A 22,846-nucleotide genomic window follows, 5' to 3' on the forward strand; every position below is an offset into this window, starting at 1 on the left:
CACTGTTTCTAAATTCATTTTCCGAATGTTCCTTTTCCAATAATCGGTCATGAACCTCTTCAAACGTGCCTTTATAATGCACAAGTTCGTCTCTCAATTGAGAAATAACTTCCTGCAGCTCAGTAAGTTTTGCCTTATACTGTTCTTCCTTTTCCCTGCTGAAAAATAACCAGCCCATTTTTTTCAACCACCTTCCTATGATATTCATATTCTGTTCAAGCTCTTCTTGTCTGTGTGTTAATCCAGCATTCTCAATTTCCTTGAGTAATTTTTCTATGTGTTCAATGGAATTTTGTGTAACTGCTTTTATTTCATAAAAGTCTGATAACCAGCAAAATACTTGTTCCATTGAAAGGTGATGTTCGGTAATATTTTCAAGATTAAGATCGGCTTTATCATTATGTTTAAATGGATGGCCTTTAGCTATCTCTTCTATCATTCCCTGAAAATATTCAATATGCTGAGCATACTGATATAGATTGAGTTGCTCTGATTTTAGTTTTTTTATATCAAGCTCTTTCCCAAATGCAATCTCCTTTAGCCTGCCTTCCCTTTTGATAGCTGTTTGTTTCATTTGTATGATTTCATTTTTAAGTGATCTAAATGCAGGGGAATAACCGGAGAATAATGCTTCATTAGCCATGCATCTTAAAGCTTTCCTATCGTCCCTTATCCCTTCCAGGATGCCTTTCAAGGTACTAATATCCTCTTTGACATTCATTATTTGATATTGCATAGAATTATTAACCGGCATCTCTCTCACCTCAATTATGCTATATTTATGTACTGGAAAATGTAAATGATAAAAAGGAGGAGAAGTACTCCCCTCCTGTAAAGATCAGTCATCCAGGTTATCTAATAGGTCAGCAAATGTGTCGCACTCTTCAAAGTTTACTGCAGCTTCAACAATGCCGCTGTCAAATACTACAGCATTAGTGTTGATGTCTCTAAGAATCAGACGGAAACTCTCCCCATCTAGTGTAGCATCGTCATTAATTGTCAGATCAAACACGAATCTCTCAATGTCTCCATCCCAATCTCTGTTACCAGTACCAGAAACAGTTAGTGAATCTTCACCACATACCGGCTGGTTGAAAGTGAGAGGACTGAAAGTGAAGCTGTAGTCTGGCTGTGTTGGTGTAGGAGTAGGTCCATCAAACTCAGTGTCAGTGAAAGAGTAAGTGAAAGTACTATCACCAAGTGAGCACTCCTGACAGATTTCGGCACGTATGCTGGAAGTACCTGTTACATCTACTCCGCCGATATCTGCTAGAGTATCAGCACCTCTTGTAATAGCCGTAGCCTGGCACTCACAGTTTGCTACTGGGAATAACCCCGGACATTGCGGCGGGAATTCAAGCAGGTTTAGATCACACTGAATTCTTGGTTTTGGCACTGGAATATTATTTGGACGCGGGAAGCAGAATTTTGCTAGAACTTCAAGCTTTACAGGGTAGTGTACTTGAACGTCCTTACATAATACGACTCTCACTGGAATCATTGGTCCAAATGGATCTGGACCCATTAGTACGGCACCAGAAGTTTGGCAGATTACCTGGTAAGCTCTTAATCGGATGTTATCTTCTGTAATACCAGTTGGTACGCACAGCATAATTTCATCAGTGAATTGCGTGCGGACAGTGAATGTGCAAACTGATGCACCATTTACAAGGATCGTTACATCAACTGGAACTGTCCAGACGATTAATACTCGACCAGGATTTCCGTGTTCCAGGATTGTTGCAGAAGATTGGACATCGTCTACATCAGCTGAACAGCGCACATCTACTCTTTGCCCTGCAGCCAAGGCAGCGGCGACTGCAGCTCGACATTCCTCATCAGGTATGAAATTCTTGTTTTCATATTTGTTGGCAAAGAATACCCAGTCATACACCTTCTCGACAAAGATACATTCTGGAGCTAAATCATTTGGATCAATCGGAATCGGCGTTGGTGTCGGCGTCGGCTGTGAACCTTTAATCGTTTTACGCTTATTCTTCATGTTTTCCTTCCTTTCTTTCTAATGAGTATTTTTATCACACTATATCCTATGGAAAGAAACCAGTTTTGGTATAGAACAAGTACCTATTTTTATAAAAAAAGAACCTATTTTTAAAAAGTAGTAAAAGAGTCTATTTCTTTATAAATGGGTTTTCTATAGGGTAAATGCCATTGTCCTTTCTTTACACACGGCATATAGTAGAAGTAAGAAAGGTTACTGATTTAAATCTTTCCTTTCGCTTCACTATTAAATGAATAGGGATATTTCTGCTAGTTTAATAATAAATGACAACTAAAAGTCGATTTTCTATGATACTGGATCCAAAAATGGCGTTTCAGAGCAATACACGAATTTCCATCCTATTTTCAATGAGTATTTGACGAACGGATTTTTATCACACGAATTGGATCATTGCAATGATAACCTTTATAATTTATTCCTTTAGACATGAGGGCCCTCATGTCTTTTTTTTATGTAATGAAACATTAAGGGCTGCATACATAAAATAAAGTTATAAGCATCTTCTGAAAGGAGAATGAATATGCTTCGCAACCATACTCCCGATAAAGAAATTCAGCTGCAGCAAAAAATCATCCACCTTAAAGCGGAATTAGCAAAGTATCAGTCCATGCTCAGTCCGGAATACGAAAAAGAACAGTCAGAAAGAATTAATGAAATGCATGATCAAAATCTGGAGCTAATCAGAAAAAATGATACTTTAAGAAAGAAACTGGCTATATTGTCCGAAGAAAACATGAAACAAAAGTCATATATGCATATTATGCAGGACTCTCTCTACAGGACCATCAGCAAGAAAAATCAAGGTGATTTTTTCGTCATTATAGAAGATAAGGATTTAATTAACAGCTTATTTAATCGCATTTATGATATGGAAGTAACGTTTTGGGAAATGCACTGTAAATTAGAGGAGTTGTATAAGGAAAACGAACAATTAATGGAATTAAATGAAAAACCAAAAATAAAAGATGATTCTCAAACTTTAACTAAGACTGGCATCTTCGATAATTTGCAGGGGTTACAAGAAAAAAATCGGATTCTTCAGGAGGAATTATTAATCGCAGCCAGATATAAAAGCTCTGCTGAATCTGCCATGGAGGAATTAAGGAAAGAAATTAAAGCATATAATGAAGGAAATGTAATTTACCCAAATGGAACAGAAAGAAATGAAGATAATAAAATGCTAGACCATTTTATTTCAGAATTCGAAAAAAAAGACGCTGAGCTGGAAAAGGCATTGGAAACCTTAAAAAAATTGGAAATGAAAGTTGTATCGATTGAAAATAAAATCAACAATGAGTAATGAGAAGACACGCCTCCCAGCATGAAGGCGTGTTTTCTTTACTAACGCACTCTAAATTTTATAAATTTATGGCTGGTTTCAAAAATGAGGACAAGGGTATATAAAAATCAAACAGCATTTAGGAGGAGATACTTATGAACAAAGACCAGACAAATGGCAATGCAGATCAATTAAAAGGCGAATTTAAAAAGCAATACGGCAAACTGACCAATAATGAATATAAAGAGGCTGAAGGGAATATGGATAAATTCAAAGGACAGGCACAGGAAAAATGGGGAGATGCAAAGGAAGCCCTGTCAAAAACTTTTAATGACCGAAGAGATTAAAAAAGTACTCAGCGCCTTAGAGCGTTGAGTACTTTTTAATGATTAAAAAGTCGTTTTCGCCCCTAAATAACGAGGCTTCCAATATGAATTATTCATATCGCTGATTTCTACACCGCGTGAAGAACCAGCATGAATAAACTTGTAATCGCCAAGATAGATTCCCGCATGGGATGGACCGGACTTGTATGTTTCAAAGAAAACCAAATCGCCCACTCTTGGTGCTGCAACATGTTTTGTCGCGCTCCAAATGGATGCTACAGTACGAGGAATAGAGATTCCCACTTTACCATATACATAGTTCAGGTAGCCGCTGCAGTCAAATCCGGCAGGTGTGCTTCCTGCCCATTCATAAGGTGAACCGATGTATTTCTTAGCCTCAGAAATCAGTTCATTCACCTTTGATGTCGTTTGGCCTGCAACCTGTGATTCTGCCGGCTTGCTTGATGCCGTACCAGATACTTTTAAAGTCTGACCAGCATAAATCAAGTCTGAAGAAAGGTTGTTCATTGCCTTTAGTTGTGAAACCGATAAGTTATGGCGAGATGCAATACCTGAAAGAGTGTCTCCTCTTTTGATGGTATAGGATCCAGTGCTTGCAGGAGCAGAAGGTGCAGCAGTGTTAGCCGAACCTTTCACTTTTAGCTTTTGACCTGGATATATCGTGTCACTGCTGATTCCGTTTAATCTCTTTAATGTACTAACGGAAAGGCCATGTGTTCTTGCAATTCCCCATAAAGTATCGCCTGATTTCACTGTGTAGCTGACAGTACTGCCAGAAGACCCGCCTGTTGAAGCGTCATGGCTGTGCGGTGCCAGCAGAGTCAGAGCTTGTCCTTTATAAATTATTGATCCTGATATATTATTCCATGTCTTTAACTCTTCAATTGAAAGACTGTTAGAGCGGGAGATTCCCCATAAGGTGTCGCCAGACTGAACGATATATTTATTTTCATGAGCACTTGCTTCTCCATTGAACGGTGTAATCAAAAAACCAGCTGTCGCAGCCATTGTAAGTAGTTGTTTCTTCAAGTTGTACACTCCTTAAATTTCTTTGACAACCTAATATTAGTAATAATTCTAGTAAAATCCTATCTGAAAATAATGGACAAATAGGCATAATAAACCATAATTTCATAGTATTTCCTTGAGTGGTTAAAGTGTAGTAAATTTATCCTGCATTTATTGGTGATAATTTCCATACTACCAGGTGATATAGGGTCGTTTTTCGTCATATTTCAGATTATTCTAATTAAACTTTTTTCTTTCTAAACAAAAAAATAGATCAGCATTCTTGAGCTGATCTATTTAAAGAAAACTCTTTAAATCCATATTCTCTTATTTTCTGCTCTGCGTGTCATTCCCAAAGAATCAAGTTTTTCGAGAAAAGGAATCATATACTTTCTGGAAAGACCTAATACTTCCTTTGCATTGCCCACTTCAAATTCAGCATTTGTTCTCTTTTTCAGTTCTTCTACTGCTGCTCTAAAATGATCACCGTGCCAATAGTTTTGTGCATCCAGCGGTACGACGATTTCCTGGTCTTCTAAATATCGTTTTAAGTCGCCTTTGAGATTCTCAGGGATCCCTGCAGAAGCATAATATTCATCAAATGGCTTTACTTTATAGCCATCTTTTTTTAATTCAGCAATAAGATTGTCAGTGCGTTTTTGCCAGCTTTTCGGTACATGAGGATGAAAACCTTTGTTCTGCAAAAACTGTCCTTTTCGTTGGAATGAATTTTTTTCAATCCCTGAATTTAAGACAAATTCAACCAGCATTTTAGGATATTTATCCTGCATTGCCTGCAGCAATTCTGCTTTATTGGCCCCTTGCTTCATGGGATTTTCCAGATGGAACTCATTCAGGCGGTCAGCTATTTCTTCCTCTATTGCCTCTTTGATTGCTAGCATAGTGAATTCCTTGCTGTTGATGCTCAGGAAATCTTTTTCTTTAAGTATTTCTTGAACCGTCAATTGATCCAGTGAAGTCTTTGCTGTAATCTCTGAAAGAGAAAGGACCTTATCTTCGAACAACACGGCTTTTATGCGATCTTTCGGTGTTCCTTCTTTTTTCCTGCTTAAATCCTCAATGGTTTTTTGGCCGAACCGGTACTTTTCTCCATTGGGATCGATAACCCAGCCTCCTCCGATGGTTTCCTGGGGACTTGGCCGTCTTAAAATGAACCGGTCTCCCCTTTTGGCTACCACTTCTTCTTCTAAACGCAGCTGGCAGAGAATATCTCCTTCTGAATTGGATAATTCATTTCGGTCAAAAAAGACGATTTTGCCCATGACCTCAGCTGTACCGATATGGCATTTAATCGGCATTCTCTGTTTGACGATATGTTCTAAATCTCCCACCATTCTTACAGCTACATCAATGGTTTTCGTAACGCTGAAATGCTCAGACGATACAAGGACCACGCCACGCTCTATATCCTCCTTCGAAACACCTGAAAGGTTAATGGCTGCCCTTTGCCCTGCAAATGCCGCTTTTGCAGGCTGATGATGTACCTGCAGCTGGCGTGCCCTGGTCTCGATGCCATTTGGCATGATTTTCAGAAGCTGTCCTTCTTCGACTTTTCCTTCATAAACAGTGCCTCTGACTACGGTTCCCTGCCCTTTCACTGTAAACACCTGATCGATTGGAAGGCGGAATGCGCCTTTTACATCCCGTGTGTTCTGTTCTTTCAGCGTATGGATAATCAACTGCTTTAACTCTTCAATCCCTTTGCCTGACAGGCTATCTGTTAAAATAAATGGAACATCTTCAAAAACAGTTCCTTTCAGTTCCTCAAGAATTTCTTCTTTTACAAGATCGGTGAACTCTTCGTCGACACGGTCAATCTTTGTTATGGCGACAATGCCATTACGGATCCCGAGGAAATCGAGAATTTCCAGGTGCTCTCTTGTTTGCGGCATAACTCCTTCATCGGCTGCGACAGCAAGGATGACTAAGTCTATACCTGCAACACCAGCAATCATCTGTCTGATAAAGCGTTCATGACCTGGTACATCCACTGCAGATATTTGAATTTCCTCATCTTCATGTAAAGGGGCAAATCCCAGTTCTATGGATATTTGCCTTTCTTTTTCCTCTTTAAGCCTATCTGTATCCACATTTGTTAAAGCCTTTGTCAATGTCGTTTTTCCATGATCGATGTGGCCTGCCATGCCAATTGTAAAATATCTTTTCATCAAATCTGCCACCTGCTTTTTTTTGCATTCTTTTCTTAATGTATCCTGAAAAAAAGAATCTTTCAATCATCTGGTTTTATAAAGATAGCATTGCACCTATAGCTCCACAATACGCCCCATTTTGAATAAAGACAGGATTCTTGCCGAGCATGGCGGTATACTTCTTTAAAAGGTGTTTTAACGGTTCATTATGCTGAACCGTGCTTCCTATATAAATAATATCGCCAATCTGGTGCCGAACTGCTGCCTGAGTGCTTAGGAGTACCATCGTTTCCGCTATCATGTTAATTAAACTGGCCGCTTTGTCTTCCTTGCTTACCTGATCATCATTTATTTTCCCAAAATTGCTGGCAGTCAGGCTTCCATCTAGTGGCGGATCGAATGGTGAATAAATATCCTTGACCATTAGATCTGCATTCTCTGCTTTCCCGCTTCCAGCCAGCGAAACGAGCCTGGAAAAATCCTTTTCACCAGTCAGCAAACTTCCCAGTCCCATTAATGTGCCCCCGCCGATGCCGCTTCCGGAAACCCTTGAAATTTTCCCGCCGCTGTTCAGGCAAATCGATGTCCCTGTGCCTATATTAATTAAGAGGAAATTCTCATAGGATAATCCATCTTGCTTTAGCAAATAGGATCCACCTATACCGGAAGACTCAAATTCAGGAACAATCCGGGCATTTTGAAAAAACTCTTTTTTAAGGTATCCAGCCTTCCCGCCTGTCAATACAATTGGTGTATCAGCAGCAGTCATCTTCAGCCAATTCATAGAACTATGCAGCTCATCAATTGGATAGCTTTTGTAATGGATTTGACCTTGTTCTTCAAACGCGATTTTCAGCAGAGAACCTCCGGCATCAATCCCTATTTTTGCAGGTTTCATGCAGATTCCGCCTTTCCGGCTTTATTTTTGCCAATCATTTTGAACGGAAGCAGCAGTAATAAAAACAGGAATAATGCCGCTATTTCCAGTGTTATTATGTAATTAGGATAAGGTCCGAAGTAATCTAATAATGAATTATTCTCCGGCTTACGTGACAAGAACATATAGTTCCCGCCTGTTAGCTTGTTTGCAAAAAATGCCGCAGCTGCGCAGAGATTCAAGAAGATAAAAGATTCGATCAGACCTTTCCCTGTTGGCCTGAATTGATGAACAAACACGAAATAAAGACAAGTCCAGACGATTAGATTATGAGTAATGAAAAATTGAAAATATCGAAAATGAGGAAAGCCTAAAAAAAGCTCTGGAGTCAGAATGGCCATTAATGCCCCCGTGACGCCTATGTAATAGACAATTTGGAAGACGGCCTTAGATTTCGATGCTAATAATAACAAGGAAAGAACTAAGCTTATGGAGCAAAGCTGAAGCGGCAGAGTGAAGGAGATATCCCATTTTCCGCCATGATAAAGCCAAAGGTGGTAAAACAGCTCCAATGTAAAAAGCAGCATAAACATATACAGCCTAAATTGTGGATCGTACCGGTATAGCACTTTTCTGAAAATGAATAAAAGTACGGCTGCTGCTGCAAATAACACAATCATGGCAATATGAGGCGCGGAAAAAGACATAAAAGGGAAAGCTTTATAATCATGAGAAAATACATCGGACAAACTATTCTCTCCCTTCCGGGCTGGAGACTGCTCTCCAGGCCTGGAAAGGACTAGTCTCCAATTAAATTATTTATTAAACCAAAGGGGATCATCATTATCAGCTTCCCCATTATAATTAATCAATACCTCTTCACCTGCTTTAATGTCTCTATAAGCGAAAAAGTCAAAGGTATGATTGTCAAAGTTAATATCATATACTGCATTTGGCTTATAGGAATGGTTAAAAAGCATCCCATAGCCTAATAAAATGGCACTGTGATTTTTCCCGTATTCAAATGCATAATCAGCCAGAGCCGTTTTTTCAATATGCTGATGCTCTTTGTTTGGATAAGGAAGGACCGGAGCCTCATGAATCAGTTCACCCTTCTTAATATCACGAGTTGCAAAGACTCCTCTATTATGTTCGCCATCGCTTACTGCTGATGTCTTAATTTCGATCATTTCATTACCTGCACATTCTCGTCAATGACGTTTTTTTATTTTTCAGCGAGCCTAAACTCACCAAATTCCAATTTCTTCGTGGTTTCAAGCTGAATCACTACAGGAGAGTCCAGCTGGATGCTTTTATAAAATAGCGGACCGTCATAAACAAATGTATGATACTCACCTGATTCACCCATTGGACAGACAGGCTCATCTTCAATTTTGCTTACAAAGTCTTGATTAAGTTCCTTGCCCAGCCAGGAGCTGTCCAATACATCTTCCCGGACACGTATGACTTTGGCTTTATAGCCTGATTCCGCAAAGGCCTTTAATGCCTTAAGACTATCTTTCTCCTCCATCCATAGAGGATATACCGCATCCAATCCTGCTTCGGCAGCTGTTTTTTCTCCCCATTCGCGGTGACCATCCAAGTATAGATCCCCATATGCAATTCCTGTAATCCCATATGTATCTTTTATTTTTCTTAAATCACTCACGAAACGTTCCGAGTAATCTTCAAAAGTACAATAAATAAACCCTGCAGGTATGGACAAGCTTTTAGCCTGAAGCTGGATTAATTCCTTTTTTTCACCATGCCCGAACGTTCTGCCAATTTCCTTTGGAACCGTTGTCAGAAGGCATGCAACCTCGTACCCCTGTTTTATTAGCACATCTAGAGCCAGACAGCTGTCTTTGCCGCCGCTCCATGATAAAACGACTTTCTTACTCAAGAGTCATCACCAACTTTAATAGTATGGGAAAAAGGATAGGAGGTCTATCCTTTTTCCTCTGAATCCTAATTTAAAAATTGAAACTGTGTTCTGCTTCCTGTCTGGCTTGCAGTTACTTCGAGACGCGCATCTATCCTTTCCTTCAGCTCAGGAACATGAGAGATAATACCTACTAGCCTTCCACTGCTTTGAATTTCGATCAATGCTTCTATTGCCTGATCCAATGATTCGGGATCTAGTGTCCCAAATCCTTCATCAATGAACATCGTCTCAAGAGATACGCCTCCTGCGTATTGCTGCACCACGTCTGCCAGACCAAGAGCAAGTGCAAGCGCGGCTTTAAAGCTTTCCCCGCCGGATAAAGTTTTAACATGCCTTTCCTGCCCAGTGTATTGATCAAAGACAAGCAATTCCAGGCCGCTTTGTGCGTTGCCCTTTGAGCGGTCTGTTTTTCGAAGCAGCATATATCTCCCGCTGGTCATCTTCGATAAACGTCCGTTGGCTTCCCTCAGTATATCATCTAAAAATGCCGCCAGTACAAACCGTTCAAAAGTAATCCGGTAAGTATTCTGTCCTTTTGAAATTTCATATAAGTGCCCGATTACTTTATACCTTTCCTCAAGGGCCTTCATATTTTCATTTATTTCTTCGATTTTTTGCATAGTCTCTTTATTTTGCTTTTTCATCATAAACAGATTTGTATATTGATCCTGCAGCTGTTTTAATTGGTCATCTGTTTCTTGCAATAATAGCTGCAAGCTTTCCAGGTCAGGTTTTTCAATCCCTTCCAAGAGATGCAGCAGCTCAGCGTATCGATCATGAACAGAACGGACTTCTTCCCGATATTCTCTAACTTCACCTTCAAGCTGCCTGATTTGATCTTCTGATTTTTTTGCATCCCTGTATTCTCCGTAAACTTCAAAGCCCTGTTCCTTCATGCGCTGCACAAAATTCTGCCTTTCAGCTGCAAGCTTTTCCTCTTTCTCAACAGCCAGCTTTTGAAGTGTCTCCAGCTTTGCCTTTTCTGCCAAAAAGGACGATTTTGTATCCTGATATTCCTCCTGCGCTGTTTCCAGCTGTCTCTGCAGGTTTTCAAGCTTTTCAGCGGCAGTTCTTAAATTTGACTTGTAGGCATCAATGGAACGCAAGTCCTCAGGAATTGCGGCCATCATTCTGGCCAAGTTGCTTTTCTTTTCGGCATGCAAAATGGCTGCGTCATTTATTTGGACTTGCAGCCGGTCAATTTCTGCAGCCACGGTTTCTTTATGCTGCTGAGTTTTTTCTAACTCAGCTGTACAGTTTTCAAGCCTGGAAGATTTCTTCTTCAATTCAGCATGAAAATCCTCAAGATGCTTTCTTTGATCGGCAAGTGTATTTTTCAACACTGGCAAACTTTCTTGTTTAAAATCTGGACGGTGTTTCTGTATTTGGGCTGTTATGTCCGCTAATCCACTTTCGCTGGAATTCATGCGGGACTGGGCTTCATAAAATGCAGACTCCGCTTTCGCTTTCTCGGCTTCAATTTGAGATGCCTGTTTTTTTGCTTCCTTCAGATCTTGTTCATCAGGAATATTAGGAGGAGAGACAGCCGGATTTGGATGGTGGCCTGAGCCGCAGACCGGACATGCCTCTCCATTTTGGAGCCTGTCAGCCAAGATTGATGCCTGTCCATGAAGCCATTTGCCCTCCAGTTCCTCCACAAGCAGTTTGGCATCAGTCAGCCTGGATGAAGTCTGCTCAAAATAACTTTTTTTATTGCTGAAGTCATTCATGGATAAATGATGCTCATTATGCAATTCTTCATATCTATGAAGTTTTTCTATTTCATCAGTCAGTTTCTCCAGTTTTCTTTCATTCTCAACCAGTGCCAGCTTGCTCTTCTCAATGTCCTGCTTTTCTTCTGTCAGTTTTTTTATTTTCAGATCCGTTTTTTGATGCGCTTCATCTTGCTGTCTTTTATGAATCCGCAGTTTTTCCAGATTCTCTTCAAGAGAAAGAACCAGCTTCTCCACTTCTGCAAAAGAGAGAATATCCTCTCTCATATTTTGCAGGTGATTAACCTGTTCTGCAGCCTTTTTTCTGTCTTCCTCGCGGTTTTTTTCAGATTCCCATTTATCTTGTTTTTCTTTTAGGAGCGTTTCAAGATTGCTGATATTTTTCTGAAGAACATTAAGGTCAGCGTTTGCCGCATCCAATTCTTTCTTCAGAACATGGCAGTGCTGCTCCTGCTGATTGAGCAGGGCTGCTTTCTGGGCAAGAGCTATCGCCTTCTCTTTTGCAATGTACTGCTCCTTTAATCCCTCGAGCTCTTCTTTCCTTTGCTTTAGCTCTTCTTTCGTCTTCAGCTGCTTAAGCACCATTTCTGCTTCATAGAGCTTTTGCTGAAGATGATCTCTCTGTTCCTTCTTTTTCCTTCCTTCTTCTGTCAGCTCAGCAAGACCTTCTGCCATCTCCTTAATTTCATCTGCAAGAAGCGGCATTAGCAGGGTGTCATTAACACTTCCTGCTTCGAGGTAAGATTTCAGTTCCCCGCTGTATACAGCCTGCACATGATTAAAATACTGATCTCTCAATTTAATCTGTTCTTCTACCGTTCTTTTTAATTCAGTTGCATCTTCTTTAAGTTTTTCTTCGATGCGCTTATATATTTGAGTATGGAATAACCGCTGCAGAATGATTTCCTTATCCTTGCTTTCAGAAGTCAGGAGCTTTCGGAACTCTCCCTGGGGAATCATCAGAATTTGCCTGAACTGATTGCTGTCAATGATCATAATTTCTTTTATCTTTTCATCAACATCCCTGACATTTGAAGCCAGGAGCTTTTGCTCTCCATTTTCACCATACATATACAGTTCTGCTTTTGCACTCACTGTTGTTGTGCCATTGCCGCGCTCTTTTTTCTTTTCCTGCTGGGGAGATCTTGTAATATGATACCTTTTATTTCTTAAAATGAATTCGAGGGAAACCTCGGTTAATGTATTATTTTTGGCAAACTGGCTTCGAAGTTCGGGGCCATTCCGATCCTCCCCGCTTGCCTTTCCATAAATGGCATAGCTGATGCCGTCAAAAATCGTGGTTTTGCCTGAACCCGTCTTTCCGGAGATGACAAACATGGTCCGATTTCCAAGTTCGGTAAAATCAATGGTTTCACTGTCTGCATAGGGGCCGAACGCCTGCATCGTTAATTTTAATGGCTTCATTTCATGGCCTCCTCCCTAAGCACTTTTTCGATCACATCGGTCATTACCCTCTGTTTATCTTCTGTAAATTCGGAAGTGGTCATTTGTTCATAGAATTGTTTAAACAGATCAAGCTCCTTCCTCTCTTCCTTCATCGAGAGGAAGGAGCTTTTTTTCTTCATATCTGTAACGGCTATCCTTCTTTCCAGGTGCAGAACATTTGGATAGACCTGTCTCAGCTTATTAATTGGATCAAGCAATGCGCCTTCATCAAAAAGGGTGATTTTCAGATAGTCATCAAGGTTCTGTTTTTCATAGAAAGCTGGATCCATCAGTTCATCCAGATGCCCTTCGATCTCTCTCAAGTCTTTTTTAGGCTTTAATGAACGAGTACGCAAGTCAAATTCACCATTCTCCTTCATTTCTAAAATAGAAATGGATTTTTCCTGTTTAGCTTCGGAAAAAGAATATTTTAAGAGGGAGCCTGAATAGCGGATCTTGTCATGCTTTATGGCATCAGGACTATGCAAATGACCAAGTGCCGTATAGGAGAAAGGATCAAAGCTGCTTGAATGGACACAGCCTGATCCTCCGACAGAGAGGGTCCTTTCCGAATCACTGGTAGCACCGCCCAATACAAAAGCATGTCCGACAAGAACGTTCGGTTCATTTGGATTCAGGTACTCTTCAATTCTGTTCACAATTGCCTTCATTGCATCATCATGGGAATGCACACGGTCGTCATCAAGCAAATGCCTGACCATTCCGGGTTCAGCATACGGAACCAGATAAAAGTTCACACCATTAATATGTATGGGCCTAAAATCATTTACCAGTTTTCCAGACAGGTAGAACTTGCTTTGTTTGTACCAGGAGCTACCAAAGGACAGCCTTTCAGCGCTGTCATGGTTTCCTCCTATGGCAACCACAGGTGTATTGAGCTCTACATTTATTTTAAAAAGGATTTCATTCAGCAATTCTACAGCATCAGTCGGAGGTACGGAACGGTCATATAAGTCTCCTGCAATAACGACTGCATCCGGCTTTTCTTCCTCTACCACATCAATAAATTGATGCAAAAAATGACGCTGATCTCCGGTCATATATACACCATGGACCAGCTTGCCCAAATGCCAATCAGCGGTATGGATAAATTTCATATCTAACACCCTCTTTTCCTTGCCTGAGATTCTTTCTGCAATGTTACCATTATACCAAATCAAAAAACGGCAATGGCTCAGCAAAATTTGACAGAACATTCGTTCTAATTATATCAGAGATTATTTCCAAAACATAGCATTATTCGAAAAGAAAAAGAGCCCAACAAAGGCTCTTTCATCTATTGCTTTTTTAGGTTAGGGAAGTTAATCAAAATGGCAATAACACCGCAAATGCCAATTAATATTGGATAAATGGAATATGCCATGATGCTCACCGGCGAAATGGCAGCGAGCCCGGAAGCAGCCAGCATCTGTGCCCCATATGGGATAGTCCCTTGTACAAAACAGGCAAATATATCAAGAATACTTGCTGATTTACGTGGGTCAATCTCATATTGATCTGCAATTTTTTTGGCAAGCGGCCCTGCAATAATGATGGCAATTGTGTTATTGGCTGTAGATAAATTTGTCAGGGTGACAAGTGACGCAATACCAAATTCAGCTCCCCTGCGAGATTTTATTTTGCTTGTAGCCATGTGAAGCAAGTAATCGATTCCGCCATTACCCCGGATGATCTCAACCAATCCGCCAATGAGGATGGCAATGATCGCAAGGGTCTGCATACCAGCCATTCCTTCAGCAATCATTTGCAGGAATGAAACAAAGGTATAGCTGTCGTCTGCAATTCCGATCAGCCCTGCAAGAAGGATACCCCCGCTAAGCACAAGAATGACATTCATGCCAAGCAAAGCTGCAGCCAATACGCCAAGATAAGGGACTACTTTCAAAAAGCTGTAATCCCCGCTGGTTACCACGCTTTCCTGACCTGCTGTTAAAATCCCAAGAATCAAAGCCGTAAGCAATGCAGCAGGCAGGACGATTAAGAAATTCACACGGAATTTATCGGTCATTCTCGTTCCTTGAGTCCTGACCGCTGCAATGGTCGTATCAGAAATGACGGAAAGATTATCCCCGAACATGGCACCGCCTATTATAGCTGCCATGGCCAATGCGACGGAAATATCGGTCTCTGCAGAAAGGGCTACACCAATTGGAGCGAGAGCTACAACTGTCCCCATGGATGTTCCCATAGATAATGAAATAAAGCATGCAATGATAAAAATTCCGACCATAAGCAGATTCTGCGGGATAAAAGAGAGTGCAAGGTTCACGGTTGAATCAACTGCACCCATACCTTTAGCCGTACCAGAAAAGGCCCCTGCCAGGATAAAAATAATGGACATTAATATAATATCAGGATGTCCGGCCCCTTTCGTGAATATCTCTACTTTTTCCATGAATGGCTTTTTTCTGTTCATTGACAGTGCTATTCCGGCTGTAGCGGATACAATGACAATGATTGGAATGCTATTGAAATCTCCTGTTGCTATGCCGCTTCCTATAAAAATAAGAAGGAAAGCAAAAAGCGGCAATAAAGCCCAGGGATTGCCCTTGTTTTTCATTTGAAATTCTCCTCTCCGAATGGATTTTCCAGCTAAATAAAAAGACCTCTTCAAGCAAGAAGAGATCTTAACAAATCAATCGTTCTCTTCTTATCTGCCAAGCACCTATGCTTGCTGGATTTGGCACAGCGCTCTATTGAGCCCGCTGCCGAGACATCTTTGGGCCAGTCCCTCCGTCTCTCTCTTGATAAGTAATTTTATATGAAATTATTCTGAAATAACTTACGTTTGAAAATTATACAGGAAACTCGATAAACTTCAAGTACTTTCTTGCAGTTAACGCAAAATAAAAAAGCCTGACCGATTGGCCAGGCTTTTTTTGTATGGGTCTGTCAATTATAGTTTAGTTACGTTAGCTGCTTGAGGTCCGCGTGCACCTTCAACAACTTCGAAAGAAACTTCTTGGCCTTCTTCTAAAGATTTGAAACCTTCAGATTGGATAGCAGAGTAATGTACGAATACGTCGTTTCCGTCTTCACCTTCGATGAAACCGAAACCTTTTTCAGCATTGAACCATTTTACTTTACCGTTTTTCATGAAAAAAATCCTCCTATTGGCTAGAAAAAGCCATGTGTAAATTCACCATATACACGCTTATAACTTTACGTTCATTACTCATCCAGACCATTGCCTAACGGTTGAAAAAGCAGCTAGCAAAATATAACACGATGCATAACGGCTGATTCAAATTTAGCACTTATAGGAAGGAATGTCAACTATACCACCCGTTTGCAAAAGGAATTTTCAAACTATTTCGTCTTCCGCGGATTCCAAAATGTGTAAATCCATCGAGATATATCTACCATTTTAGACAATCAGACAAACACATTATATGATGCATTCATAAAATATAGAAAACAGGATCAGGAGGTGAATGGATTGAACTTACTGGATTTTTTAAACCAGAATTATTACATGATGGTCCCAGCCTTGTGGGTAATTGGGTATGCATTGAAACAGACACCAAAAATTCCTGATTGGTCCATCGTATGGATTCTTGTAATCATTTCTGTTTCCGCAGGCAGCCTGGCATTTGGCTTTTCTTTTGAAGGGCTCCTTAACGGAATCGTTGCAGCAGGCGTTGCGGTGCTTGGACATCAAATGATGAAACAGACTATAGAAGGTGCATACAGCAATAAAAAGAAATAGGTTTTATCAAAAAAGTTCATCCAATTGAGATGAACTTTTTATTTTAATCTATTATTTTAAGCCAGCGAGGACTTTTTCCATATCTTCGGCAGTCATTTCCTGTGCTTTTCCAAAACTGTATACTTGATTCGATGCCCAGTAATCATAAAGCCTGGCAAGGTCATTCCGGTCATATACTTTATTGGCAAACGTGCTGAAGAAATAAACGATCAGGACATTCACAACATTAGGCGGCAGCTGTTTTCTGTTTGCAAGCGTACCCAAAGCGATTTTTTCCAATCCTCTAATATTGCCGCCTGTTATATGTTTAACCATTTCAAGCGGGGAAGCAGTTTCACACTTTTGCACAAAATCAGGGTCATTTAATAAATTTAACATAGGTCTCTCCCCTCTACTAACTTCTATTTATACACATTTGGAGGAGATCCATAAACCCTTTTGAGTATTTTGTATCGAAAATGATATAAATAGCAAGATTTGTTAAATAAATGTCACTTGCCTTTAGTTTAACCGCGAATGAATCCTCCCTCGGAATGAATCACCTGCCCTGTTATCCACTTCGAATCTTCACTTGCCAGAAATGCTGCCAGATTAGCTGCGTCTTCAGGCTGGCCGATTCTGCCGGCTGGAAATTTAGGCGAAAGGTGATTTCTTATCTCCTCATTCATCCATGTAGAGTCGGTGGGACCAGGATTAATCGCATTGACGGTTATTCCTAAATGAGCAATTTCAGCTGACAGAGATCGGGTAAATGCCGTTACAGAAGACCATATAAAAAGGTGGATTCCGAAAAATAGAGCGGCTGCTGTTGTGATGAGCTGTGTGGCTGGCGCACTTTTTCCAGCGTGTGAATGCGGAATTGTCCCCATCATCCGCCGGCTTATGTCTAAGGGGGTTCCAGTATATGCAGCAATTGGTTTTATGCTGACTGGGCCCTTGATTAATCCCATCGTCATTGCTTCTACATACATGGCTTTTGGAAACGATTTTGAAATGGCGGGCTTACGAAATGGACTTGGATTCCTAGTTGCCATTATAGTTGCCTTTAGTGTGAGCATCTTCTTTAAATCCGGGCTATTAAAGGAAAATCTTCATTTACCCCACAGCAGCTCGAACAATCGTTCTTTCCTGGATCGGATTTGGTCGATGCTGACCCATTCCATCGATGAATTTTTTGACATGGCCAAATATTTGATTATTGGTGCTTTTTTAGCTTCAATTGTACAAGTCTATATGCCGGCAAAAACACTTCTGCAAAATGCTGATAATCCGGTAGTATCCTTGCTGATCATGATGGGTTTTGCTTATGTTTTGTCACTATGCTCAGAGGTCGACGCTTTTAGAGGGCGCTGATTCTGCTGGCTTTTTGCGGGCTGATTTTTCAGCTTCATTATACAGGCGACATAACCAAGTATATTAATCCGAAATTTGTCCGTTTAAGTCAATCTCTTTCCATACTGTTTTTATTTTTATTTTTTATTCAGATTACCAGGATCTGGACTTCCAAAAGAGAAGAAGCTGTTCACGAACACCATCAAGGTCAGGACTGCTGCCATCATGATTCTCATACCTGTTCTCATCATGATGATCATGGAGATACACAGTTTACAGTGAAAAAGCTGCTGTCATATTCCATTATATTATTTCCGTTATTAACAGGATTCTTCTTGCCTGCAAAGACGCTGGATGCTTCCATTGCTGAAAAAAAAGGCGGGCTGGCCATACTTGGCAATCAAAAACAAGAGGTGAATTCATCGGAAATCTCTGATGAATCAGACTCTGACCTTGAAGATCAATCTTTTGAAGAAGAGCTTGCAGAAGCCGGGGAGCTGGAGCATGACCTATCTGTAAATGAAGAAGCAGAGGAAATATCCAATGAAGAGTTTGAGCAATTAAAAAAGGACCTTTATTCGGCTTCTGCTATTAAGATGGATGATAAAGTTTTTAGCTTGTATTATGAGGAAATCAGTAAGGATATTGATAAATTCATTGGCAGGGAGATTGAATTTCAGGGATTTATTTATAAAGAAGAAGGACTTGCTTCCAATCAGCTTGTCATTTCGAGGTTTTTGATTACGCATTGTGTGGCAGATGCAAGTATGATTGGCTTTCTTTCAGAAATGGAGGAAGCTCCGGAACTCTATGATAATATGTGGGTCATAGTTAGCGGAGTCATAAATAAGGCAGCCTATAATGGGACAGAGCTGCCAATGATTAAAATTAAGGAATGGAAAGAAATTGAGGAGCCGCTTATTCCATATCTGTATCCATTAACCATTAAAGTTTTATAGTACAATTCAAAAGGGACTCAGCTAAGTCCCTTTTATAATTTAAATCTAGAAACAACTTCCTGCAATTCTTCAGAAAGTTTTGCAAGAGCCCCTGCTGATGATGATACTTCTTCCATGGTGGCGAGCTGCTCTTCTGTTGCGGCTGAAGTTTCCTGTGAAGCCGCTGCGTTTTTTTCTGAAATATCCTGCACATTGGACATGACCTCAATAATCTGGGCGGTTAAGGCAGTTAGTTCTTCCACAGAGGATGAGACTTCTTCAACTTTGTATGTTACATCACCCATTGAATGGGCGATCTCAGCAAAAGCTGCACTTGCTTCCATTGTATCTTCGAGGCCACCCCTTACCTGTTCATTTCCTTTTTCCATTGCCAGAACGGCCTGCTTTGTTTCTTCCTGAACAAGCCCTATCATTTGCTGAATTTGAATGGCAGATTGCTTGGAACCTTCTGCCAGTTTACGGACCTCGTCAGCGACAACCGAAAAGCCTCTCCCATGCTCACCTGCCCTTGCAGCTTCAATGGCTGCATTGAGTGCAAGCAAATTTGTCTGTTCTGCGATATTCGTGATCAATTCCACGATATTGCTGATTTCTTTTGATCGTGATTCGAGCGTATAAATATGCTGAGCAGCACTGCCTACTGTAGTATTTATTTCATTCATTTGCCTTACAACATTATCGACTGAATTAGTGCCTTGTTTAGTTAAAAAGTCTGCCTTTTCCGCTGCTTCAAGCATCTGCTCGCTGCTTAAAGAAATCTGCTGCATTCCGGAAGAAATCTCCTCCATTGAAGAAGATACCTCTCTGAAACGGTGAAGCTGCTGTTCAGTCCCAAGGGCATTTTTCTGCGAAATAGCTGCTACCTGTTCTGAAGCCAAAGAACTTTCTTCTGCACTTGCAGCCAGCTGCTCACTGCTTGATGCGACTTGTTCTGATGTGCTTCTTACCTGGCTGACTACAGACCTCAAATCCTGGACCATCTTATTTAATGATAAAATAAACGCTCCTATTTCATCCCGGTTTTTTACTTTAATAGAGGTCTGAATTAAATTTCCTCCTGCCACTCTGTCTATTGCTGCTGCAGCCAGATTAATCGGCCTGGATATCATTCTGCTAATAAAATAAGCGATCAGCATGGCGGCAAAAACGGCTGTAATCGTAATAATTAAAGTAATCGTCTGAGAGAATTTAACGTCCGAGACAGTTTCATTTATCCCGGCATCTAATTGGGATTCATAAAATTTTACAAGTTCATCCGCTTTTTTGTTAAAATCCTGGCTGACCTGTTTATCGGAGGTTTCAACTAATGACATATAAGCACTATTTTCCTCAAGCTTAAACTTAATTTCTTTGTCAATAATACTCTGGTAGCGATTATGGAGCACTTCCAGCTCTTTGGCCAATTCCTTCTCCTTCTTATTGCCGGCTAATTCATTCAGTTTATTGATATGATGTTCCATCCTCTTGCGGGAACTTTCATAGTCACTTAGATATGTAGAATCACCTGTCAGGAGATAGCCTCGTATCCCCCCTGCTTCATTCATAAGTTCTGCCTTCAGAGTTTTTACAAGCATCACTTCAGAGACATTATCTTCTATTAAACTTTGATAATTTCTGTTAACATTACCGAGTTCATAATTCGATAAACCGGCGACAAGACCAAATAATAAAAGGACAGACAAAAACCCGAGGAACAGTTTTTTTGCCACAGATAATTTCATGCCTTTTCCTCATTTCCAGATATGATAGGATATTCTACTTATAATTTATCATGAACACAACTGGTAAGTCAGGTACTTTTTACCTAGATCTTCAGATATTTACAGAAAATTCTCCTTCTTTCGCTATTATTTTCATAATAATACAAAAAAATGCCGCTAATCCGGCTGGCAGATTAGCGGCGACTATGCAGACCAAAGATCCTTAGGGAGGAGATCTTCTATATTATTGTATTAAAAGTGACTGGAATGGTGTGGACAAACCCCTCCGCTATTTGCTTATTTTTCCATAACTTATTCAGTGCATTAAAAACAGCTCAGGCACCTAAACCGGAAATAAGTCTTAGGTGCCTGATGCAGTTAAACTGCTTTCTTAAGCATTCCCTCATACTTTTTTGCTGTTCTGATTTCAATTGTTAAGACACCATTTCCGAAGTTTGCTTTTACAAGAAGCGGGATGCCGGTTGTGTTTTCAAACCTGAAGTCTTTGCCTCCATATGAAACGGTTGCGTCCCGGCCCTTTGGGACATAACCCACCGTTACAGAATGGTGGTGTTTTTCTACATAACTGACCCCGACTTTATCAACAGCGTTGTATAGAGTGGAGGATGTTTGGCAAATACCGCCCCCAATCCCCATTACGAGCTTGCCATTAATGGCTTCCTCTGCAGGCTGATACCCATGTGCTTCATCACTGGGCCCCACTGTTGTATTAAAAGAAAAGTGATCTCCCTCACCAAGAATGATATTATTGATGGCTTCTGCTGAGAGTTCAATGTTTTTTGTCCTGCCTGCCACGCCGCTGTTAAAATTGGTACTATAGGATGCGACGATTACTTCTCCTAAATGAGGTACATCAGCAGGATCATAACCGCTTTCTGAAACATAGAGCGGCAGCTCAACATCCCCGCCGCTTACAGAAGCAGCGAAAATCTTATCCACTAATTCGCTTTCTTCAAGAATAATCTCAGGCTGCCCTTTAATGATATTGCCATCGGGACCAATTTTGTCAAGGGTCATCCTTTGGTCATAGCCTTTTATTGTATCCGTTCCTCGCGCTATTTCCTTGGCCCATTGGGAAAGATCTGCTTTATATTTTTCATCATCCTCACCAAATCCCATTTCAGCAGGGCTGAAGGTCTTTAGCACTGTTTTTGCATCAGGATCGATGACATTAACCACAACCGGCTTTATTTCTTCCTTCTTTTCTTCCTCTTTAGCCTGCTCCTCTGCCTTTGCCTCCTCTTTTGTCTTATCTTCTTTAGACTTCTCTTCCGCGGCCTTTTTCTTCGGCTCATTATCGCCGGCAGTTTTTCCTGAACACCCGGCTAATCCTATGAAACAGACAATAAACAAAAGTGCTATTCCCCATTTTCGCTTAGTCATTTTTCCCCCAGCTTTTTTAATATTAGCTTCTTTTCTCTATTTAGGAAGCTGTTTCCATTTTCTAATTGTATTCCCCAGCGAAGTAAGGTATTCCTGCCATTCTACAAGTTAAGTTGTACCTTTTTACCTATTTAAAAACGCCTGCGGATTGCAGACGTTTTCTTAGGCTATGAAAAGTTAGCTGCAGCAGGATCGGTTTTAGCAGCCTGACTGGGCTTATCTTCAAAAATTGGGCTAGATGCCGGTTTTGTGATGAGGGAGATTCCAACCAATGATAAAGTTGAGATGATCATAGCAATAGCACCTGTATCAAGTGCCGGAACATAAATCCCTTTTACTTTCAGAATGTAAAGACCAAGGCTGGAGATGAAACCTAATGCAGATGAGATTTGGAAATATCTTCCTACTAAGGTTTAAGAATCATTTGTTGATGGTGATGAAGCAGACCATCATTTCTGCTACACGGTGTTAGCTGAAGACGTTTTTTGGCAACATGATGAGCTAATTTACAATTGTGTTTTAGTGATTCTTTTTATCAATTTGGTTTTGGGATTGAGAGCAGTCCAAGTGTTAATTGCTCATAATTGACAGACAAATTTCAAGTCCTACTTGACTAATCGGATAAATATGAATTAAAATAAGACTAACAAAAGGGAGGGTTCATTATATGCCACTAAACAGAGAAACATTAATCAGCAAATTATTATCTCTATCTAAATTCCAGCATAATCACAGTTTGTTTAATTTAAGTGACCGAAAGCTGGAAGCTCTGTATCTGGATTATATTTTGTTTTCTCCTCACCCTCACAGCGGACATCAATCAATTAAATTAGTTGGAAAAAATAGATAATAAGAAAGCCTGCAATGCTCAAAAAGCATTCCAGGCTTTTTA

The 22,846-nt window shown here is 40.4% G+C and carries 22 protein-coding genes, 1 pseudogene and 1 riboswitch; of the genes and pseudogenes, 6 read left to right on the forward strand and 17 right to left on the reverse strand.

Translation table 11 applies throughout. From position 1 onward, the window contains the following. Together BFI01S_RS05110 and BFI01S_RS05115 are read right to left on the reverse strand one after the other, a co-directional pair. The coding region (locus BFI01S_RS05110; protein WP_156478330.1) for a hypothetical protein at positions 1–694 on the reverse strand (694 nt) is incomplete at its 3' end. Between the two features lie 144 nt (positions 695–838). After that, positions 839–2,002, reverse strand: coding sequence for a BMQ_0737 family morphogenetic spore coat protein (locus tag BFI01S_RS05115; protein ID WP_061791641.1), 1,164 nt, complete (start codon positions 2,000–2,002; stop codon positions 839–841). A gap of 541 nt (positions 2,003–2,543) precedes the next feature. On the opposite strand from BFI01S_RS05115, the gene BFI01S_RS05120 reads away from it, so the two are divergent. Together BFI01S_RS05120 and BFI01S_RS05125 are read left to right on the forward strand one after the other, a co-directional pair. Beyond that, positions 2,544–3,323, forward strand: a complete 780-nt coding sequence (locus BFI01S_RS05120; RefSeq protein WP_061791642.1) for a hypothetical protein — start codon at positions 2,544–2,546, stop codon at positions 3,321–3,323. Positions 3,324–3,457: 134 nt separating this feature from the next. Next, positions 3,458–3,649 (forward strand): CsbD family protein, encoded by a 192-nt coding sequence (locus tag BFI01S_RS05125; RefSeq protein WP_061791643.1) that lies wholly within the window; start codon positions 3,458–3,460, stop codon positions 3,647–3,649. A gap of 42 nt (positions 3,650–3,691) precedes the next feature. On the opposite strand, the gene BFI01S_RS05130 is transcribed toward BFI01S_RS05125, so the two are convergent. The 10 genes from BFI01S_RS05130 to BFI01S_RS05175 all read right to left on the reverse strand — a co-directional run bounded on the left by BFI01S_RS05130 (position 3,692) and on the right by BFI01S_RS05175 (position 15,947). Then, positions 3,692–4,678, reverse strand: a complete 987-nt coding sequence (locus BFI01S_RS05130; RefSeq protein WP_061791644.1) for a C40 family peptidase — start codon at positions 4,676–4,678, stop codon at positions 3,692–3,694. 290 nt (positions 4,679–4,968) lie between these two features. Continuing rightward, positions 4,969–6,846, reverse strand: a complete 1,878-nt coding sequence (selB, locus tag BFI01S_RS05135) for a selenocysteine-specific translation elongation factor (RefSeq protein ID WP_169799727.1) — start codon at positions 6,844–6,846, stop codon at positions 4,969–4,971. Positions 6,847–6,922: 76 nt separating this feature from the next. Next, positions 6,923–7,726 (reverse strand): type II pantothenate kinase, encoded by an 804-nt coding sequence (gene coaW, locus BFI01S_RS05140; protein WP_061791645.1) that lies wholly within the window; start codon positions 7,724–7,726, stop codon positions 6,923–6,925. Next, entirely contained in the window at positions 7,723–8,454 is a 732-nt protein-coding gene (locus tag BFI01S_RS05145; RefSeq protein WP_061791646.1) for a YwaF family protein, read from the reverse strand. Before BFI01S_RS05145 ends, coaW begins: the two co-directional genes overlap by 4 nt. Before the next feature lie 66 nt (positions 8,455–8,520). Then, positions 8,521–8,895, reverse strand: coding sequence for an SET domain-containing protein (locus tag BFI01S_RS05150; RefSeq protein WP_061791647.1), 375 nt, complete (start codon positions 8,893–8,895; stop codon positions 8,521–8,523). A gap of 35 nt (positions 8,896–8,930) precedes the next feature. Next, the gene (locus BFI01S_RS05155) at positions 8,931–9,608 is read right to left on the reverse strand and encodes a Dph6-related ATP pyrophosphatase (protein WP_061791648.1); all 678 of its coding nucleotides are present in this window, start codon (positions 9,606–9,608) and stop codon (positions 8,931–8,933) included. Positions 9,609–9,673: 65 nt separating this feature from the next. Beyond that, the gene (locus BFI01S_RS05160) at positions 9,674–12,808 is read right to left on the reverse strand and encodes an SbcC/MukB-like Walker B domain-containing protein (protein ID WP_061791649.1); all 3,135 of its coding nucleotides are present in this window, start codon (positions 12,806–12,808) and stop codon (positions 9,674–9,676) included. Continuing rightward, positions 12,805–13,947, reverse strand: a complete 1,143-nt coding sequence (locus tag BFI01S_RS05165; RefSeq protein ID WP_061791650.1) for an exonuclease SbcCD subunit D — start codon at positions 13,945–13,947, stop codon at positions 12,805–12,807. Before BFI01S_RS05165 ends, BFI01S_RS05160 begins: the two co-directional genes overlap by 4 nt. A 179-nt stretch (positions 13,948–14,126) precedes the next feature. After that, complete coding sequence (locus BFI01S_RS05170) at positions 14,127–15,410, reverse strand: Na+/H+ antiporter NhaC family protein (protein ID WP_061791651.1); 1,284 nt, start codon at positions 15,408–15,410, stop codon at positions 14,127–14,129. Between the two features lie 87 nt (positions 15,411–15,497). Next, positions 15,498–15,604, reverse strand: a riboswitch (SAM riboswitch). A 142-nt stretch (positions 15,605–15,746) separates the two neighbouring features. After that, on the reverse strand, positions 15,747–15,947 hold the full coding sequence (locus tag BFI01S_RS05175; RefSeq protein WP_009334826.1) for a cold-shock protein: 201 nt from the start codon (positions 15,945–15,947) through the stop codon (positions 15,747–15,749). Positions 15,948–16,280: 333 nt separating this feature from the next. Between BFI01S_RS05175 and BFI01S_RS05180 the strand changes: the two genes are divergently transcribed. Then, positions 16,281–16,559 (forward strand): phage holin family protein, encoded by a 279-nt coding sequence (locus BFI01S_RS05180; protein WP_373682871.1) that lies wholly within the window; start codon positions 16,281–16,283, stop codon positions 16,557–16,559. Positions 16,560–16,610: 51 nt separating this feature from the next. Here BFI01S_RS05180 and BFI01S_RS05185 read toward each other — a convergent pair whose 3' ends face one another. Beyond that, a complete protein-coding gene (locus BFI01S_RS05185) occupies positions 16,611–16,937 on the reverse strand; it encodes a hypothetical protein (RefSeq protein ID WP_061791653.1) in 327 nt (108 codons plus the stop codon). 128 nt (positions 16,938–17,065) lie between these two features. Continuing rightward, positions 17,066–17,323, reverse strand: a pseudogene (locus BFI01S_RS05190) (SDR family oxidoreductase); the annotation flags it as partial. Positions 17,324–17,372: 49 nt separating this feature from the next. Here BFI01S_RS05190 and BFI01S_RS05195 point away from each other — a divergent pair. Together BFI01S_RS05195 and BFI01S_RS05200 are read left to right on the forward strand one after the other, a co-directional pair. Further along, positions 17,373–17,912 (forward strand): permease, encoded by a 540-nt coding sequence (locus tag BFI01S_RS05195; RefSeq protein ID WP_235831108.1) that lies wholly within the window; start codon positions 17,373–17,375, stop codon positions 17,910–17,912. A 50-nt stretch (positions 17,913–17,962) separates the two neighbouring features. Further along, positions 17,963–18,850, forward strand: coding sequence for a TIGR03943 family putative permease subunit (locus tag BFI01S_RS05200; protein ID WP_235831109.1), 888 nt, complete (start codon positions 17,963–17,965; stop codon positions 18,848–18,850). 32 nt (positions 18,851–18,882) lie between these two features. On the opposite strand, the gene BFI01S_RS05205 is transcribed toward BFI01S_RS05200, so the two are convergent. The 3 genes from BFI01S_RS05205 to BFI01S_RS24300 form a co-directional block, all read right to left on the reverse strand. Then, positions 18,883–20,571 carry a methyl-accepting chemotaxis protein gene (locus BFI01S_RS05205; RefSeq protein WP_061791656.1) on the reverse strand — a complete coding sequence of 563 codons (1,689 nt, stop codon included), beginning with the start codon at positions 20,569–20,571 and terminating at the stop codon, positions 18,883–18,885. A 357-nt stretch (positions 20,572–20,928) separates the two neighbouring features. Beyond that, positions 20,929–21,954, reverse strand: coding sequence for a VanW family protein (locus BFI01S_RS05210; protein WP_061791657.1), 1,026 nt, complete (start codon positions 21,952–21,954; stop codon positions 20,929–20,931). A 167-nt stretch (positions 21,955–22,121) separates the two neighbouring features. After that, positions 22,122–22,247 carry a hypothetical protein gene (locus BFI01S_RS24300; protein ID WP_268875312.1) on the reverse strand — a complete coding sequence of 42 codons (126 nt, stop codon included), beginning with the start codon at positions 22,245–22,247 and terminating at the stop codon, positions 22,122–22,124. 374 nt (positions 22,248–22,621) lie between these two features. Between BFI01S_RS24300 and BFI01S_RS22300 the strand changes: the two genes are divergently transcribed. Then, complete coding sequence (locus BFI01S_RS22300; protein WP_082804474.1) at positions 22,622–22,804, forward strand: hypothetical protein; 183 nt, start codon at positions 22,622–22,624, stop codon at positions 22,802–22,804. The last annotated feature ends 42 nt before the right edge of the window (positions 22,805–22,846 follow it).

It is taken from the genome of Cytobacillus firmus NBRC 15306 (assembly GCF_001591465.1).
Lineage (GTDB): Bacteria > Bacillota > Bacilli > Bacillales > Cytobacillaceae > Cytobacillus > Cytobacillus firmus.

Coding starts and splice junctions, on each gene's coding strand:
- coaW (WP_061791645.1), bottom strand. CDS start 7,726: ATGAAACCTGCAAAAATAGGGATTGATGCCGGAGGTTCTCTGCTGAAA.
- BFI01S_RS22300 (WP_082804474.1), top strand. CDS start 22,622: ATGCCACTAAACAGAGAAACATTAATCAGCAAATTATTATCTCTATCT.
- BFI01S_RS05125 (WP_061791643.1), top strand. CDS start 3,458: ATGAACAAAGACCAGACAAATGGCAATGCAGATCAATTAAAAGGCGAA.
- BFI01S_RS05115 (WP_061791641.1), bottom strand. CDS start 2,002: ATGAAGAATAAGCGTAAAACGATTAAAGGTTCACAGCCGACGCCGACA.
- BFI01S_RS05205 (WP_061791656.1), bottom strand. CDS start 20,571: ATGAAATTATCTGTGGCAAAAAAACTGTTCCTCGGGTTTTTGTCTGTC.
- BFI01S_RS05120 (WP_061791642.1), top strand. CDS start 2,544: ATGCTTCGCAACCATACTCCCGATAAAGAAATTCAGCTGCAGCAAAAA.
- BFI01S_RS05170 (WP_061791651.1), bottom strand. CDS start 15,410: ATGAAAAACAAGGGCAATCCCTGGGCTTTATTGCCGCTTTTTGCTTTC.
- BFI01S_RS05175 (WP_009334826.1), bottom strand. CDS start 15,947: ATGAAAAACGGTAAAGTAAAATGGTTCAATGCTGAAAAAGGTTTCGGT.
- BFI01S_RS05195 (WP_235831108.1), top strand. CDS start 17,373: ATGAGCTGTGTGGCTGGCGCACTTTTTCCAGCGTGTGAATGCGGAATT.
- selB (WP_169799727.1), bottom strand. CDS start 6,846: ATGAAAAGATATTTTACAATTGGCATGGCAGGCCACATCGATCATGGA.
- BFI01S_RS05165 (WP_061791650.1), bottom strand. CDS start 13,947: ATGAAATTTATCCATACCGCTGATTGGCATTTGGGCAAGCTGGTCCAT.
- BFI01S_RS05210 (WP_061791657.1), bottom strand. CDS start 21,954: ATGACTAAGCGAAAATGGGGAATAGCACTTTTGTTTATTGTCTGTTTC.
- BFI01S_RS24300 (WP_268875312.1), bottom strand. CDS start 22,247: ATGATCATCTCAACTTTATCATTGGTTGGAATCTCCCTCATCACAAAA.
- BFI01S_RS05150 (WP_061791647.1), bottom strand. CDS start 8,895: ATGATCGAAATTAAGACATCAGCAGTAAGCGATGGCGAACATAATAGA.
- BFI01S_RS05160 (WP_061791649.1), bottom strand. CDS start 12,808: ATGAAGCCATTAAAATTAACGATGCAGGCGTTCGGCCCCTATGCAGAC.
- BFI01S_RS05185 (WP_061791653.1), bottom strand. CDS start 16,937: ATGTTAAATTTATTAAATGACCCTGATTTTGTGCAAAAGTGTGAAACT.